This window comes from Tessaracoccus caeni, from assembly GCF_029211185.1.
Lineage (GTDB): Bacteria > Actinomycetota > Actinomycetes > Propionibacteriales > Propionibacteriaceae > Arachnia > Arachnia caeni.
In genome coordinates this window covers 70,884-85,150 of record NZ_JARGDO010000014.1, presented here as the reverse complement: position 1 = coordinate 85,150, position 14,267 = coordinate 70,884, and the positions used below count along the sequence as shown (strand labels likewise).

The 14,267-nt window shown below is 67.9% G+C and carries 14 protein-coding genes; 7 read left to right on the top strand and 7 right to left on the bottom strand.

Features of this window, described 5'->3' with window-relative positions:
* Positions 1-64 precede the first annotated feature (64 nt).
* The 6 genes from mptB to P0D62_RS13040 are packed head-to-tail and all read left to right on the top strand — an operon-like array spanning position 65 to position 6,358.
* On the top strand, positions 65-1,516 hold the full coding sequence (gene mptB, locus P0D62_RS13065) for a polyprenol phosphomannose-dependent alpha 1,6 mannosyltransferase MptB (protein WP_275702986.1): 1,452 nt from the start codon (positions 65-67) through the stop codon (positions 1,514-1,516).
* Positions 1,517-1,552: 36 nt separating this feature from the next.
* The gene (locus tag P0D62_RS13060; protein WP_275702985.1) at positions 1,553-2,509 is read left to right on the top strand and encodes an ABC transporter ATP-binding protein; all 957 of its coding nucleotides are present in this window, start codon (positions 1,553-1,555) and stop codon (positions 2,507-2,509) included.
* Positions 2,506-3,594, top strand: coding sequence for an ABC transporter permease subunit (locus tag P0D62_RS13055; protein WP_275702984.1), 1,089 nt, complete (start codon positions 2,506-2,508; stop codon positions 3,592-3,594). The genes P0D62_RS13060 and P0D62_RS13055 overlap by 4 nt, the downstream gene beginning before the upstream one ends.
* 28 nt (positions 3,595-3,622) lie before the next feature.
* On the top strand, positions 3,623-5,053 hold the full coding sequence (thrC, locus tag P0D62_RS13050) for a threonine synthase (protein WP_275702983.1): 1,431 nt from the start codon (positions 3,623-3,625) through the stop codon (positions 5,051-5,053).
* Positions 5,050-5,658, top strand: coding sequence for a DUF1707 SHOCT-like domain-containing protein (locus P0D62_RS13045; RefSeq protein ID WP_275702982.1), 609 nt, complete (start codon positions 5,050-5,052; stop codon positions 5,656-5,658). The genes thrC and P0D62_RS13045 overlap by 4 nt, the downstream gene beginning before the upstream one ends.
* Before the next feature lie 16 nt (positions 5,659-5,674).
* On the top strand, positions 5,675-6,358 hold the full coding sequence (locus P0D62_RS13040; protein ID WP_275702981.1) for a DUF1707 SHOCT-like domain-containing protein: 684 nt from the start codon (positions 5,675-5,677) through the stop codon (positions 6,356-6,358).
* Between the two features lie 75 nt (positions 6,359-6,433).
* Here P0D62_RS13040 and P0D62_RS13035 read toward each other — a convergent pair whose 3' ends face one another.
* The 5 genes from P0D62_RS13035 to P0D62_RS13015 are packed head-to-tail and all read right to left on the bottom strand — an operon-like array spanning position 6,434 to position 11,632.
* Complete coding sequence (locus tag P0D62_RS13035; RefSeq protein ID WP_275702980.1) at positions 6,434-7,498, bottom strand: ABC transporter ATP-binding protein; 1,065 nt, start codon at positions 7,496-7,498, stop codon at positions 6,434-6,436.
* A gap of 4 nt (positions 7,499-7,502) precedes the next feature.
* Positions 7,503-8,348 carry a carbohydrate ABC transporter permease gene (locus P0D62_RS13030; RefSeq protein WP_275702979.1) on the bottom strand — a complete coding sequence of 282 codons (846 nt, stop codon included), beginning with the start codon at positions 8,346-8,348 and terminating at the stop codon, positions 7,503-7,505.
* On the bottom strand, positions 8,348-9,262 hold the full coding sequence (locus P0D62_RS13025; protein ID WP_275702978.1) for a carbohydrate ABC transporter permease: 915 nt from the start codon (positions 9,260-9,262) through the stop codon (positions 8,348-8,350). Before P0D62_RS13025 ends, P0D62_RS13030 begins: the two co-directional genes overlap by 1 nt.
* 3 nt (positions 9,263-9,265) lie before the next feature.
* Positions 9,266-10,597 carry a sugar ABC transporter substrate-binding protein gene (locus tag P0D62_RS13020; protein ID WP_275702977.1) on the bottom strand — a complete coding sequence of 444 codons (1,332 nt, stop codon included), beginning with the start codon at positions 10,595-10,597 and terminating at the stop codon, positions 9,266-9,268.
* A 21-nt stretch (positions 10,598-10,618) separates the two neighbouring features.
* Positions 10,619-11,632, bottom strand: coding sequence for a Gfo/Idh/MocA family protein (locus P0D62_RS13015; protein WP_275702976.1), 1,014 nt, complete (start codon positions 11,630-11,632; stop codon positions 10,619-10,621).
* 205 nt (positions 11,633-11,837) lie between these two features.
* Here P0D62_RS13015 and P0D62_RS13010 point away from each other — a divergent pair, with 205 nt between their 5' ends.
* Positions 11,838-12,983 (top strand): ROK family transcriptional regulator, encoded by a 1,146-nt coding sequence (locus tag P0D62_RS13010; protein WP_275702975.1) that lies wholly within the window; start codon positions 11,838-11,840, stop codon positions 12,981-12,983.
* Positions 12,984-13,020: 37 nt separating this feature from the next.
* On the opposite strand, the gene P0D62_RS13005 is transcribed toward P0D62_RS13010, so the two are convergent.
* Both P0D62_RS13005 and P0D62_RS13000 read right to left on the bottom strand, forming a co-directional pair.
* Entirely contained in the window at positions 13,021-13,854 is an 834-nt protein-coding gene (locus P0D62_RS13005) for a hypothetical protein (RefSeq protein WP_275702974.1), read from the bottom strand.
* A 175-nt stretch (positions 13,855-14,029) separates the two neighbouring features.
* Entirely contained in the window at positions 14,030-14,203 is a 174-nt protein-coding gene (locus P0D62_RS13000; protein WP_275702973.1) for a hypothetical protein, read from the bottom strand.
* Positions 14,204-14,267: the final 64 nt, after the last annotated feature.

Below are 14,267 nucleotides of genomic sequence, written 5' to 3'. Positions count from 1 at the left end.
CCCTTTCCGGGTCATCGCCGCGCCGCATGCCGGCCGTCCCCCCTCACACAAGGAGCCTCCGCCCATGCCAGTGACCGCCGCGCGTTTCTCTCGTGGCGAACCGTCCCGAGTCGGGTCGGCGTCGTGGCTGTGGATCTGGACCGGTCTCCTCGCCGTGCTGCTGATCATCTTCGCGCAGGCCATGGACGCGAACGGGCTGCTCGAGCGCGGCGCGTCGTGGTGGCGGCCGTTCCTGACGCTGCCCGCCCACGCCGTGCTGATGTACAGCTGGTGGCGCCTCGCCCCGCCCGCGCTGCAGGGACGGTCGTCCGGCTGGCGTCATCCCGGGTGGCTGGCGGCGATCTGGTCGCTGCCCATGTTGTTCGCCCTGCCCATGCACAGCCGCGACCTCTACTCGTACGCGGCTCAGGGCTGGCTGCTCAACCACGGCCTGGATCCCTATCTCGTTCCCTCGGGACAGGCCGGGGCGCCCGGGCTGCTGGTGGGCGTGCACTGGTACAAGACCACCTCGGTCTATCCCGCGCTGGCCGTGCAGAGCTTCGGCACCAACTCGGCCCTGTTCGGCGATCAGGTGTTCTGGGCGGCCGCAGGCATGCGGCTGCAAGGCGTGCTGGCGCTGGTCCTGCTGGGGTGGTGTCTAGTCCGGCTGGCGCGCCGCTTCGACGCGGACCCGACGCTCGCGCTGTGGCTCGGCCTGGCCAACCCGGTGGTGCTGGTGCAGTGGATCGGCGGCGGCCACAACGACTCGGTGATGGTGGCGCTGCTCGCGCTCGCCTTCGTCGTCGCGACGAGCGAGGCGGCATCGCGGTGGCCCGCCGTCGTGCTGGCTGCCGTGGCACTGGGACTGGCGATGAGCTTCAAGCAGTCCGCCGCGCTGGCTGGCCTGGGGCTGGTCGCGCTCACCTGGCAGACGCAACTCGCCGCCGGACGTCGAGGCTGGGGTCGGCTCGCCGCGATCGCCGTCGTGCAAGGGGCGGTGACGGTGGCGGTCTTCGTCGCCACATCGATGGCGACGGGGCTGGGCTTCGGCTGGAACGCCGAGACTGCCGGCAACCCGATCTCGGCCACCAGCAACGCCCCGCTGTCGTGGGTGGCCTCCTTCGGGCGCTACCACGAGCTGGCCGACTTCCCGACGGTGAACGCCGTCGTCACGGCGGTCGGGCTGGCCTTGATCGTCGCGTCACTGGTCTGGCTGTATGTGCGCTTCGGCCCGCGCGCCGACGAGCCCGGGAACCCCTGGGCCTTCGTCACGCTGGGACTGCTCGCCTTCGGGGTGCTGGGGCCCGCGTTCCAGCCCTGGTACCTCACCTGGCTGATCCCGTTCTACCTCTTCTGCGGATTCGCGCCGCGCCGGGATCGGGCCGCGCTGCTCATCCTGATCGGCTTCGCCCTGCTGCCCGCGCTGCAGGACATCCTGCCGCCGTACATCGCCATGGAGATCGTCGCGGTGCTCCTGGTGCCGCTCTGGTGGCACTGGAGGCGCACGGGTTTCGCGCCGTTGGAGACCGCGGTCTGATTCTCCCGGGACGGGCGGGCGCATAGGTTTGCTGCCATGACGACGCTGGCGTGGGGCGCCCGCCCCGACGAGTGGGCCATCGAGGCTCAGGGCCTGGTCAAGCGCTACGGCCGCAGGCGGGTGCTCGACGGGCTCGATCTGCGCGTGCCCTACGGCGGCGTGCACGGCCTGCTCGGGCCGAACGGGTCGGGCAAGACCACCTCGATCCGGATGCTGCTGGGGCTGGTCCGGGGGCAAGGCGAGATGCAGATCCTCGGCCACCCCGTGCCGTCCGAACTCAGCGCCGTGATCCCCCGGGTGGGGGCGATCGTCGAGTCGCCGCGGTTCATGTCGAACGTCTCGGCCGCGAACAATTTGGAGGTGCTGGCGCTGTCGATCGGCGCTCCCACGCGCCGCGTCACCGAGGTGCTGCTGGAGGTGGGTCTGATCGAGGCGGCGGGGCGCCCATTCCGTACCCTCTCCCTTGGCATGAAGCAGCGGCTCGCCATCGCGGCGACGCTGTTGAAGCGTCCCGACGTGCTGATCTTCGACGAGCCCACCAACGGCCTGGATCCCGCAGGCATCCACGAGATCCGCTCCACCATGCGCGCCTTGTCGGAGATGGGGCGCACCGTGCTGGTGTCCAGCCACCTGCTCTCCGAGATCGAGCAGATCGCCGACTCGGTCACCATCATCTCCCAGGGGCGCATCGTCGCGGAGGGATGGATGGACGCGTTCCTCGCCGATGCCGCCCCGCATGTATTCGTGGAGGTCGAGCCTCGGCTGCACGCCACCGAGGTGCTGCGCACCGCCGGCTTCCTCGTCGAGCAGGGATGCGACGGGCTCGTTGTGCGCTCGGCGGACGGACGCGCCGTCGATCCGTCGCAGGTGGCGCGGTGCCTGGGCGGGGCGAACCTCTGGCCGACGCAGCTCGTCAGCCGCAAGCGCAACCTCGAGGAGGTCTTCCTCGAACTCACCCGTGGCAGCGGGTCGGCCGGGGAGGATGCGGCATGAGTTTCCTGTCTCTCATGCGGGCCGAGGTGCGACGCCTGCAGGTGAGCCCCGTGAGCATGGCGGCATTCATCCTCACGCTCCTGATCGGCGCGGGTGTGGCGGCCACGATCGTCGGCTACGCGTCGCCGTACGAAGACAACTGGCTGCGGGACCAGGAGCAGTCGGCGCGGGAGAACCCGCAGGACTACGCGGCCTCCCAGGGGTATCTGGAGTACAGCTACGAAGAGTATTCGCTGGACGAGCCAGGGAACGCGAAGGAATCGCTCATGAGCGACGGGGAGCCGGTCTGGGAGTTCGAACCCGGCGTGATGACGACCTCCGCCGATGGACAGGTGCAGACCTTCAGCTTCGACGGCATACAGGTGACCTGCGCCAACGAGGACTGCTCGACCATCTTCTCGGAGCACCCGTACAGCCTCGACGACCTCAGCAGCGATGGCTCGCAGGGCGTGACCCTGTTCCTCTGCGTGCTCGTGGTGGGGTTCTCGCTGCTCCTCGTAGGCTCCGACGCGAGTAGCGGCGCGCTGGCCACCCAGCTCACCTTCACCCCCAGCCGGGGCCGGGTGATGGCGGCCAAGTCGCTCGTCGCGTCGGCCGGGGGCATGTCGCTCATGCTGCTCGGGCACGTGGTGTGCCAGTCCATTCTGCTGGTCGGGTTCATCGCGCAGCGCAGTTACCAGGAGGTGGGCCCCTGGCCCAGCCTGGTGCCGGACGCCGCGCGCACCATCCTGCTCGCGGGCATCCTCGCGCTGGCCGCAGCGTTCGTCGTGTTCCTTGGCGGCGACGCGCGTCTAGGGGCCGCGTTGGCCGTGGCCGTGGTGATCACGTCGTGGTTCACCGTGCCCTGGGGGCTGCCCTACGGCGAGTTCCACGCCAGCCCCTATCTGTCGCTGATCAATCCGCTGGTGGCCGTCTCCGCATTCATCGAGCCGCCCGCCGAGATCTACTATCGGCCGCCCGGTGCCACGGTCGAATCGCAGTTCTTGGTGAGCCTGCCGATGGCCTTCGGGATCGCCGTCGCCTGGCTCGTTCTGCTCGGTGTGCTCGGCTATCTGAGTTTCAGTCGTCGCGACATCAAGAACTAACAGAGGCCTCAACAGGTAGCCTTGTCGCGTGCGATACGTCTCGACCCGCGACACCGAAGGCCGTGCGGCCCTGCCGTTCAGCGACATCCTGCTGCAAGGGCTGGCGCCCGACGGCGGGCTGTACCTGCCGGAGAGCTACCCGTCCGTGGATGGCGACACCCTCGCCCGCTGGCGCGAGGTGTTGCGTTCTGAGGGCTACGCGGCGCTCGCGTTCGAAGTGGTCTCGCTCTTCGTCGACGACATCCCCGCCGACGATCTGCGCGGCATCTGCGAGCGGGCCTACGCGCCGTCGAACTTCATCGATCCGGCGATCGTGCCGGTCACCAAGCTCTCCGACGGCACCTGGCTGGCGCACCTGTCCAACGGCCCGTCGGCAGCCTTCAAGGACATGGCGATGCTGTTGCTGGGGGAGCTGTTCGCCTACGAGCTGGCCCGCCGTGGAGAGGCACTGAACATCCTGGGCGCCACCAGCGGAGACACGGGGTCGTCCGCCGAGTACGCGCTGCGCGGCAAGCCCGGGTTGCGCGTCTTCATGCTGTCGCCCCAGGGCCGGATGTCGCCGTTCCAGCAGGCGCAGATGTTCTCCATCGACGATCCGGCCATCGTGAACCTCGCCGTCGAGGGCGTCTTCGACGACTGCCAGGATCTGGTCAAGCAGCTCAACAACGACGCCGACTTCAAGGCGCGCTACCGGCTGGGTGCCGTCAACTCGATCAACTGGGCCCGGCTGATGGCCCAGATCGTCTACTACTTCGCCGCCTGGCTGCAGATCTCCGACGGTGAGCCGATCAGCGTGGCTGTGCCGTCGGGCAACTTCGGCAACATCGCCGCCGGTCACATCGCGCGCCAGATGGGGCTGCCGATCGACACCCTGATCCTGGCCACCAACGAGAACAACGTGCTGGAGGAGTTCTTCCGCACCGGCGTCTACCGGGTGCGCGGCGCGGCCGAGACGCTGGCCACCTCCTCGCCGTCGATGGACATCTCCAAGGCGTCCAACTTCGAGCGCTTCGTCTTCGACCTGCTGGGACGCGACGCGGCCCGCGTGCGCGAGCTGTTCGTCGACCGGCTCGCCGCCGATGGCGTCTTCGACCTCAGCGACGACCCCGCCTTCCAGGCCCAGCGCGAGCGCTTCGGCTTCGTCTCCGCCGCTTCCACCCACGAGGATCGCCTGGCGCAGATCCGTCGCATCTGGGCGGAGGACCAGCGCCTCATCGATCCCCACACGGCCGACGGCGTGCAAGCCGTGCGGGCGCTGGGCGTCGAGGGCCCCGTCGTGGTGCTGGAGACGGCGCTGCCGGTGAAGTTCGCCGAGACCATCACCGAGGCCACCGGGCAGATCCCGCCCCGCCCGTCGCGTTTCGATGGCATCGAAAAGCTGCCACGACACGTCGTCGACGTGCCCAACTCGGCCGACGCCATCCGTCGCGTGATCGTCGAGGCGGTGGACGCATCATGACCGCGCAACCGCCCGAGCGACGGCTCCGTGCCGGCGACGCCGAACGCGAGGCCGCGCTGGAGGCGCTGCAGCGCGCCTATGAGGCCGGGCGGTTGAGCCTGGAGGAGATGAGCGAACGCCAGGACAAGGCGCTGAAGATCACCTATGTCGACGAGGTCGCCGGCTTGCTCGCCGATCTCCCGGAGGGCGGCACGCTCGTGGCGCCCACCCATCACGCGTCGCCGGTCCCGGCGGCACCGCAGTACATGCCGCTGGCCTCGACGGGCCCCACCGATGCTGGGCTGGGCATCGCCGTCATGTCCGGTCGCGACCGCACCTTCGAGCGCGGCACCACCGAGGCGTCCGGCTTCGCCTTCTGGGGCGGCGACAACCTGGATCTCACGCAGGCGATGGCGCCGGGCGTCACTTTCACCCTCACCCTCAGCGCCGTGATGGGAGGCTTCGACGTCACCATCCCCGAAGGCGTGCGCGTCATCGACGAGACGATCGCCATCATGGCCGGTAACGACGTGAAGAAGAAGGCCCGCGGCGACGGCTCCAACGGAACCCTCGTCCTGCGCGGCTTCCTCTTCTGGGGCGGCAGCACGGTCCGGTTGTCGAAGTGAGATGGAGGCCCCTCTGATGAGCGAGAACTATCCCGACGCGCAGCTCCGGGTGACGGCATCCCAGCGCGACCACGCCGCGGCCGAACTCAGGGAGGCCGCCGCCGACGAGCGGATCGACTTCGACGAGCTGGAGGCCCGGCTGCCCGCCGTGCTGGGCGCGCGCACGCGCGGCGATCTGATCGCGGTGCTCAAGGATCTGGTGCCCGCCGCCCAGATGGACTCCGTCGTGGGTGCCGACGCGCCGCTCGGGGTCGGCGTCGGCTTCAGCTGGGAGGAGCCCTGGGTGATCCAGACCAAGTGGGACTCGGTGAAACAGATCGGCGAGTGGGTGCTGCCCCCTTTCACCGAACTCGTCTCCGCGGGAGCGACGATCAACCTCAACCTCGTCAAAGCCAGGGTGCTGGCGCCGGTGGCCGACATCGTGCTGGCAGGCAAGGGCACGATCAGGATCATCGTCCCCGAAGGATGGGGCGTGGACAGCCAGGGCCTCACCGCCGACGGCGGCCAGGTGGCCGGCATGGACTCCACCGTGCGCACCAGGCCTGAGAAGGGAATGCCCCGGCTGATCCTGCGGGGCAACTTCGCCGGCGCCGTCGTCGTCAGGCATCCCAACTGGTGGGATCGTCGCGCCATGAGGAAGTGGGAAGAGAACGGTCGCCCGGCCCCTATCGCCCAGCTTCCCGCCCCGCCCGGGGTCTGAACCCGGCAGACGACGCCGGCGGCGAGTCGTGTGACTCGCCGCCGGCGTCGCTTCTATCTGTTGTCTGTCGCCCTTCTAGAGGCGCTGTCCCGTGGCGACGTCGAACAGGTGCTGCGCGGCGTCCGTCACGTCGATCCGCACCGGATCCCCTGGCGCGAGGGCGGTGAAGCCGGTGAGTCGCACCACGAAGTTCGCCGCGCCGAGGTCCACCGTCACGTCGGTGTGGCTCCCCAGCGGTTCGACCATGAGGACGCTGCCATCCGAGTCGGCGGCGCTGCAGGTGGACAGCCCGCATTCGCCGGGACGGTATCCTACCCGCACCTCGCTCCAGGTCGAGGGTGATGCGGGCACCCGGAAGCTCGTGCCGGGCAGCACGAACTGAGAGCCGTCGCGTTTCATGGTGAACATGTTCATCCGAGGCTTGCCGACGAAGGTCGCCACGAACTCGGTGGCGGGCTCGCGGTAGATCTGGTCGGGGGTGCCGAACTGCTCCAGATGCCCCCGGCTCATCACCGCGATCGCGTCGGAGAGGGACATCGCCTCCTCCTGATCGTGGGTGACGTAGACGCTGGTCGACTTGATGTCGGCATGCAGCAGCTTCAGCTCCGACCGGGTCTTGTCCCGAAGCAGCGCGTCGAGGTTCGACAGGGGCTCGTCGAAGAGCAGCACGCCGGGTCGCCGGGCGATGGCCCGAGCCAGGGCGACGCGCTGGCGCTGGCCGCCCGAAAGCGCCCGGGGCTTCTTCTTCAGCTGCGATTCCAGCTCGAGCTTCGCGGCGGCGTCATGCACCCGCTCGTCGACCTGAGCGGCCGGCATCTTGCGCATCCTCAAGCCGAAGGCGATGTTGTCGTAGACATTGAGGTGCGGATACAGGGCGTAGTCCTGGAAGACGAAGGCCAGGTCGCGCTGGTGCGGCTCGAGCTGCTCGACGCGCTGATCGCCGATCCAGATCGCCCCACCGGTGACCGACTCCAGGCCGGCGATCATGTTCAACGTCGTCGACTTGCCGCAGCCCGACGGGCCGAGGATCGAGACGAAGTGCCCGTCGGGAATGGTGTAGCTCACGTCCTTGACCGCGTAGTCCTCGGAGTGCTTTCCGCCGTACTGCTTGCTGACGTGTTCGAGTTTGATCTGTGCCATTGTGCTATCCCTTCACGGCGCCTTCGGTGATGCCTTGCACGATCCACCGCTGTGCCACCAGGGCCAGCACCAGCACCGGAAGTGCGGTGATGACGCCGGCGGTGGCCGCGGAGGTGTAGTCCATGGCGAACAGCCCCTGGAAGGCGGCCGTTCTGACGGGCAGAGTCGGAGCGTTGTTGGAGGTGAGGATCTTCGCCAGGAAGAAGTCGCTCCATGCGGTGATGAAGGCGAAGATCGCGGTGGCCGCGAAGCCGGGGCCGGAGAGCGGGACGACGACCCGGATCAGCGTCGTCATGCGGTTGCAGCCGTCGATGCGAGCGGCCTTCTCGAGGTTGATGGGAATCGAGTCGAAGAAGCTCACCATCATCCAGATCACCAGCGGCAGGATGAAGGCCGTGTAGGTGAGGATGAGGCCGCCGAGCGTGTCGAACAGGCGCAGCGCGCGCAGCAGCACGAACAGCGGCACGGCGAGCACGATCGCGGGGATCGCCTGCACCGTCATCATGGCGAGCAGCAGGGTGTGGCTGCCCCGGAACTTGAATCGCGAGAGCACATAGGCGCACAGCGATCCGAGGAACATGCAGATCACCGTGGTGGACATCGCGACGATGAACGAGTTGCGCATCGCCGTCGTGAAGGACTCGTCGGAGAGCAGGTTCAGATAGCTCGTCAGAGTGATGTCCGACGGGGTGAAGTCCATCGGGGTGGCCCGCAGGTTGGTCGACGGATAGACGCTGTAGATCACCATCCAGAGGAACGGCACCAGCAGGTAGATCACCAGCAGCAGCACCAGGATGCGGTGCACGATGGTGCCGCCGATCCGACGTCGCCCGATGCGTTCGGTCGCCATCACGACACATCCTTTCGGTCACGGCCCAGCACCAGCACCCAGAACACCGCGACGAGGCAGACGATCGCCATGATCCCGATCGACATGGCCGCGCCGTAGCCGCGGTCGAGGTAGCTGAAGGTGGTGAGGTAGGCGTAGAAGTTGATCGTCGTGGTGGCTTCGGCCGGTCCGCCGGATCCGCCGGTGAGCACGTAGATCGAGTCGAACACCTTGATCGACCACATCGACTGCACGATCAGCAGGAACATGATGGTGCCCTTGAGGTTGGGCAGGGTCAGCCGCCAGAACTGCTTCCACGGCGTCGCCCCGTCGATCGCGGCGGCCTTGTAGATGTTCGCCGGGATCGCCTGCAACGACGCGATCACCATCAGGGTGAGGAACGGCGTGAGCTTCCACAGCTCGGCGAAGATCAGCACGAACATCGTCAGCTCCGGCTGGGCCAGCCACTGGATGCGCTCGTCGGTGAAGCCGAGCGACATCAGCAGGTAGTTGGCCGCCCCGTAGGAGCCGTCGAAGATCAGCTTCCACATGATGCCGTTGACCACCGGCGGCACCGCCCACGGCACCAGCAGCAGCACCCGGGTGAGGGCGCGGCCGTGGAACTTTCGGTTGAGCAGCACCGCGATCGCGATCGCCAACGCCACCCCGCCGAACACCGTGAACACGCAGAACACCGCGGTGCGCAGCAGCGAATCGATGAACTTCGGATCCGAGAACAGCGCCAGGTAGTTGGCGAGGCCGACGATGCGGGTGGCGTTCGGCATCTTGTCGTTCAGGTGATAGAAGCTCAACAGGATGGCGTAGCCCAGCGGGTAGAGGAACAAGGCTCCGATGGTGAGCACGGCCGGCAGAGCGGCCAGCGCGGCGAAACGCCGGTCCGACCGCTCTGCTGCCGAGAGCTTGGTGGCCGCCACCCTTTACCCCATGTACTTGTCGACGATGGGCTTGAGCTCCTCCTGGGCGGCCTTCAGGGCCTCCTCGGGGGTCTCGCGCTGGTTCATCGCGTTGCTGATCCGCACCGACAGGAGCTGATCCAGCTCGTTCGACCAGGGCGTTCCCCAGCGGCGAGTGGCGTACTCGGTGGACTGCTTGTAGGTCTCCACCACCGGCAGCGCCTCGAGGGTCGCCGGATCGTCCAGGATCTCCTGCGACACTGGGAACCAGCCCTCCTGCCCGACGATCTCCCGCTGCGTCGTGGCGCTGGAGGCGAACTGCAGCCACTTGAGCGCGGCGGCCTTGTTCTTCGAGTAGGTGTTGATCGCGTAGCCCTCGGAGCCGTCGATCGACGCGGAGCGCACGTTGATGCCAGGGATCAGGCCGTTGCCCGTCGTCTCGGCGGTGGTCACCGCGCCCTCCGCCGTGGCGGTGGCCCACTGGAAGGGCCAGTTGAACACGATCGACGTGTTGCCCTGGGAGAACACCTCCACCAGATCGGAGGCGTTGGTGATCTGGAGCGACGCCGGGTCCATGGCCTTGTGCAGGTGCAGCAGCTCGACCAGCTTGGTGAGCGCCTCGATGCCGGCCTCGGAGTCGAGCTGCGGGTTCCACTGATCGTCGTAGAGGTCGCCGCCCGCCAGCAGCAGGGTGCGCAGGAAGTTCTGGTACGCGCCGGCCGGGTTGCCCATGTCGCAGGTGTAGCCGTAGCGCCCGTCGGTGGTGAGCGCCTTGGCGGCGGCGACGAACTGGTCCCAGGTCTCCACCGCGGTGTCGGGATCGAGTCCGGCCTTGGTGAAGTGCTCCTTGTTCCAGAACATGGTCTGCACGCTGGCGAACTTCGGCAGCCCGTAGACCTTGCTGTCCCACGAGACGGCGTCGAGGGCGGGGCGGATCAGGTCGCTCGGGATCGCGTCGTTGGGCAGCTCATGCAGCCAGCCGGCCTGTCCGAACTCGGCGGACCATCCGGCCCAGGTCATGATCACGTCGATCGACGAGTCCTCCGCGGCGAACAGCGTCGCGAAACGGTCGTGCAGGTCGTTGAAGTTGGCCATCTCATAGGTCTTGACCTTGATGCCGGTCTCCTTCTCGAACGTCTCGATCAGGCCGTTCTTGAAGACGAGGTTGGTGTTGTCGTCGAGGATCGAGATCTCCCCGGACGCCTCGCCCGCGGGGTCGAGGGCGGACTCCGAGGGATCGGAGGAGGCGGTGCCGGCGGGATCGACGCATCCCACCAATCCGACGGCGCCCGCCGCCAGGCCGGTGCCGAGGACGGTGCGGCGTGAGACAGAGCTGAATGATGATGAAAGTCGCATGGTCGTTGTCTTTCGGGTTGGTCAGTCGATCGGGCAGTTGCTGCTGGTGCGGAGGGATTCGTGCAAGGCGTGGATGGCCTTCGTCACGAGGTGCCCGTGCTCGAGGCTGGGCATTGACAGGTCGGCGCCGAGACACCAATCGATGAAGTCCTTGGTCATCTCGATGGGGGAGCCCTGCAGTCGTCCACGGTGGTCGCGGCCGGCCAGGCCGACGTAGTTCGCGGCGTCGGCGGTGAACCGTGTGATCCCGCTGCGGTCGATCTCGACCTCGAAGTGGTCGTCGCGGGTCTCCACCTCGAACCGGAACTCGAAGACGGCTGGTCGCGCGGCGGGCAGCACCCAGCCGGAGTCGAGGGTGACGATGGAGTCGTCGGACATCCGGAAGCTCGCCGTGATGCGGTCGAACGTGTCGATGCCGTCGGGCTCCAGGATCTTTCGGACCCCGCGGGCGAACACCTCGATGGGGGTGGTGCCGCTGAGCCACATGGCCATGTCGAGGCTGTGCGGCATCAGGAACCAGCCCGGCGTGGACTGCCCGGCCCAGGGGAGCATGGTGCGGGGCACGAAGTCGGTGTCCTGGAGCATGGCGCGCTGCGCCACCATGGGGGCGCCTGTCTCGTCGAGCAGCGCCTTGACCGTCTGGAACTTCGGGTGCCAGCGGTTCTCGAACCCGACGGTGTGTTTGCCCCCGTTCACCGCGTGAGCCAGCAGGGCTGAGGAATCCTCCAGCGTGGTCGCGAGGGGCTTCTCGAACAGGACGTGCAGGCCCGCGTCGAGCGCGGTGAGCCCTGCGTCGAGGTGCAGATGATCGGGCGTGGCGATGATCACCGCGTCCAGCGTGTCCGCCGACTCCAGCAGCGCGCTGAGCGAGGGGAAGACGGGGACGTCGTAGCCGGCCTTCAGCGCTTCCGCCCTGGTGGGGGAGGGTTCGCAGAAGGCGACGAGCTCGGCCGAGGGGTGCTCTCGTATCGCCTGGGCGTACATCGTCCCCCGGATCCCGCCGCCGACGACGCCGATCTTGAGTGGATTGGTCATGTGCTTGTTGGCCTCCCGATTCTTCGTCGAATGCAACCTACGCCTCCACTGTGACGCGTATGTTAAAGAACATTACAAACCTAGGGCGGTCGTGTCTATAGATTTCTGGAGATTGTTTCGAGGGCCTATTCGGGCACCCCTGGTGGGGCCCTCGAGGCTTCTCCGGTACGGTGGGCTCCGGCTCGGGGCGTGGGAGGAGATGGCTGTGCAGAAACGGCTGCTGAACTCGGCCGACGTGGGCGAGACCAACAGGGCGCGGGTGATGCGCACGCTCTATCGGCACGGGCCGCTGAGCAGGGCGGCGCTCGCCGCCCAGCTGGGAGTGAGCCGTGCGACGATCACGGCGATCGTGACGCCGATGCTGCAGTCGCGCACCTTGGAGGAGCTCCCCCAGGTGGCGGTGACCAAGGCCGGCGGCAAGCCGCCGAAGCCGCTGTGGTTCGGCGAGGTCCGGATCGGAGCGATCCATCTCTCCGAGACTCGTGTCGACGTCGGCCTGGTGTCGGCGGACGGCAGCATCCTCGAACTGGTCCAGACCCCCTTCGCGGCGGAGCCGGGCGAAGACGAGCGCGAGCTGCTGCGCGCCCGTTTCGACGAGGTGTTCGGTGGTCAGAAGATGCTGGGCATCGGAGTGGGCATCTCCGGCACCGTCAACACCGTCGAGGGGCGTGGTCTGGTCAGCCACCGGGCCCCCGTGGCAACCGATTACGCCGTAGGTCCGCTGCTGACCAGCTGGTATGGCGTGCCGGCGGTGGTCGATCTTCATCCGCGCGTGCAGTGCATCGGCGACCAGTGGTTCGGGCTCGGGCGCGAGCTGGACGACTTCGTCTCGCTCTTTGCCGGCGAGGTGATGGGTGTGGGCATCGTCCAAGACGGCCGCGTGACGCGGGGGTTCGAGGGCGCAGGCGGCGAGGCGGGACACATGGTGGTCGACGTCAACGGTCAACGGTGCGTATGCGGGCGGATCGGCTGTTGGGAGACGGTCGCGACGCTGCCCTGGCTTCGCGAGGAGGGGCGCCGTCGGGGAGTCCCTGTGACGACGGTCTCCGGTCTCGCACAGCTGGCCTCGTCGGGCGATCCCGTGGCCGGGGAGCTGTTCGAGGCATATGGGCGGATGCTCGGCGTGGGGCTCGCCAACATCGAGCAGCTCCTCGGGTTGGGCAGCTACATCGTGCACGGCGCCCCTGTGCAGGGAGGCGACGACCTCCGGGCGGTCATCGAGCGGGAACTCGTGTCCGGCTCCCCGCGTCGGGGTCAGGATCCGACGGTGCTCTTCGCCGAGGAACCCGACCAGATGACCATCCTCGGCTGCGCCGCGCTCGTGCTGTCCAGCACGTACGTCACCGTGTAGAGCCTCTGCTCAGGACGGCGCTGGGCGCGCGGCTGTGCTACCAGCAGTAGTCCAGCGCGATGCCCACCTGCTCGCTGACGGAGCAAGTGAGGTAGTGGTCCCATTGGTCGAAGTCTTCTTCGATGGGCTCCTCCGTGCTGCGCTGCGAGATCGCGACCATTGACTCCGAGATGGAGGAGGCGTAGAAGGCCGTCACCCGGTAGTCGACGGACGACGCGCCGTGAGCGACCGATGCGCGGCAGATCGCCGCGTTGAAGCCCTCGGGATCGTCGATGGTGCCGACGATCTCGACGGCGTCGTCGATCGAGTAGTCGTCGGCGCCGGTGGTGAGGTCGGCCACCGTCGAGGCGCACAGCTCGCTGGCGTCGTAGACGTCGGTCTCGGGCTGCCAGGCGATGCGGAGCTCCGAGCCAAGAGCGTCCTCCGGCACCAGAATCAGAGACTGGCTTCCGGTCTCCCGCGTCACGTAGTTCTGCTCCCAGCCTTCCGGGACCGGCAGCAGCGCCGGCCCGATGAGGATCTGCTCCTGGGTGGGGCCAGGGGCGTCGAAGTAGCCCAACTCGTCGTCGGACTCCCATTCGTCCTCAGGGATCCACTCCACGTCGTCGCCGTTGGGGAAGGTGTCGATGCCGAACTGATTGAAGGGATCGTTGGAGGTGCACGACGAGATCAGCTGGCCCACCACGAAGACGATCGCGATGCCGGCGATGACGAAGGCCAACGGATTGCCCTTCTTCTGTGCCGGCGCGAAGGGGTTGTCCGTCCGGGTCGGTGGGGCGGGGAGCCAGGTCGACGGAGGAATGTCGAGATCGGGGTCGACGTCGGACAGGTGAGCCGGCATGCCGCTCGCCGGCGGTGGCAGTGTCGGCACGCGGGAGGAGAAGGGCGGCAAGCCGCCGTCGGCGGGTGGCTGAGCGGCAGTGGGCTTGGGTGGCTGTTGTGCTTGGGGTGCGGGCGCCGGCCTGTCCGTGCGCTGTTTGGCCTGGGGTGTGGGCGCCGACTTCTGGGAGCCCGTCCTCAAGGTCGGCTTCGTGGATGCTGGCCGGTCAGGCTTCGCAGGTGCCGTGGGCTTGGCGGTCGGCGTGGACGGCGGCTTGGGTGCGGGTGTGACCGGGGGCTTGGGCGCAGGTGCCGATGTCGGTGCGGCGGTGCGGGGCGTGTCGCTGGCTGGGGTGCCGACGCTCCAGGATGCCGGCTTCCACTCCTGGCCGAGGGTCCATTCCTGAGGCTTCCACTCCTGGGGTTTCCAGCCGCCTGGTTCATCTGGTGAGGCCACCGTGCCCC

Excerpts from the sequence above, each read along its gene's own strand:
- P0D62_RS13020 (WP_275702977.1), bottom strand. The coding sequence starts at position 10,597 with ATGCGACTTTCATCATCATTCAGCTCTGTCTCACGCCGCACCGTCCTC.
- P0D62_RS13035 (WP_275702980.1), bottom strand. The coding sequence starts at position 7,498 with ATGGCACAGATCAAACTCGAACACGTCAGCAAGCAGTACGGCGGAAAG.
- P0D62_RS13015 (WP_275702976.1), bottom strand. The coding sequence starts at position 11,632 with ATGACCAATCCACTCAAGATCGGCGTCGTCGGCGGCGGGATCCGGGGG.
- P0D62_RS13030 (WP_275702979.1), bottom strand. The coding sequence starts at position 8,348 with ATGGCGACCGAACGCATCGGGCGACGTCGGATCGGCGGCACCATCGTG.
- P0D62_RS13060 (WP_275702985.1), top strand. The coding sequence starts at position 1,553 with ATGACGACGCTGGCGTGGGGCGCCCGCCCCGACGAGTGGGCCATCGAG.
- mptB (WP_275702986.1), top strand. The coding sequence starts at position 65 with ATGCCAGTGACCGCCGCGCGTTTCTCTCGTGGCGAACCGTCCCGAGTC.
- P0D62_RS13045 (WP_275702982.1), top strand. The coding sequence starts at position 5,050 with ATGACCGCGCAACCGCCCGAGCGACGGCTCCGTGCCGGCGACGCCGAA.
- P0D62_RS13055 (WP_275702984.1), top strand. The coding sequence starts at position 2,506 with ATGAGTTTCCTGTCTCTCATGCGGGCCGAGGTGCGACGCCTGCAGGTG.
- P0D62_RS13000 (WP_275702973.1), bottom strand. The coding sequence starts at position 14,203 with ATGGACCCTCGGCCAGGAGTGGAAGCCGGCATCCTGGAGCGTCGGCAC.
- P0D62_RS13040 (WP_275702981.1), top strand. The coding sequence starts at position 5,675 with ATGAGCGAGAACTATCCCGACGCGCAGCTCCGGGTGACGGCATCCCAG.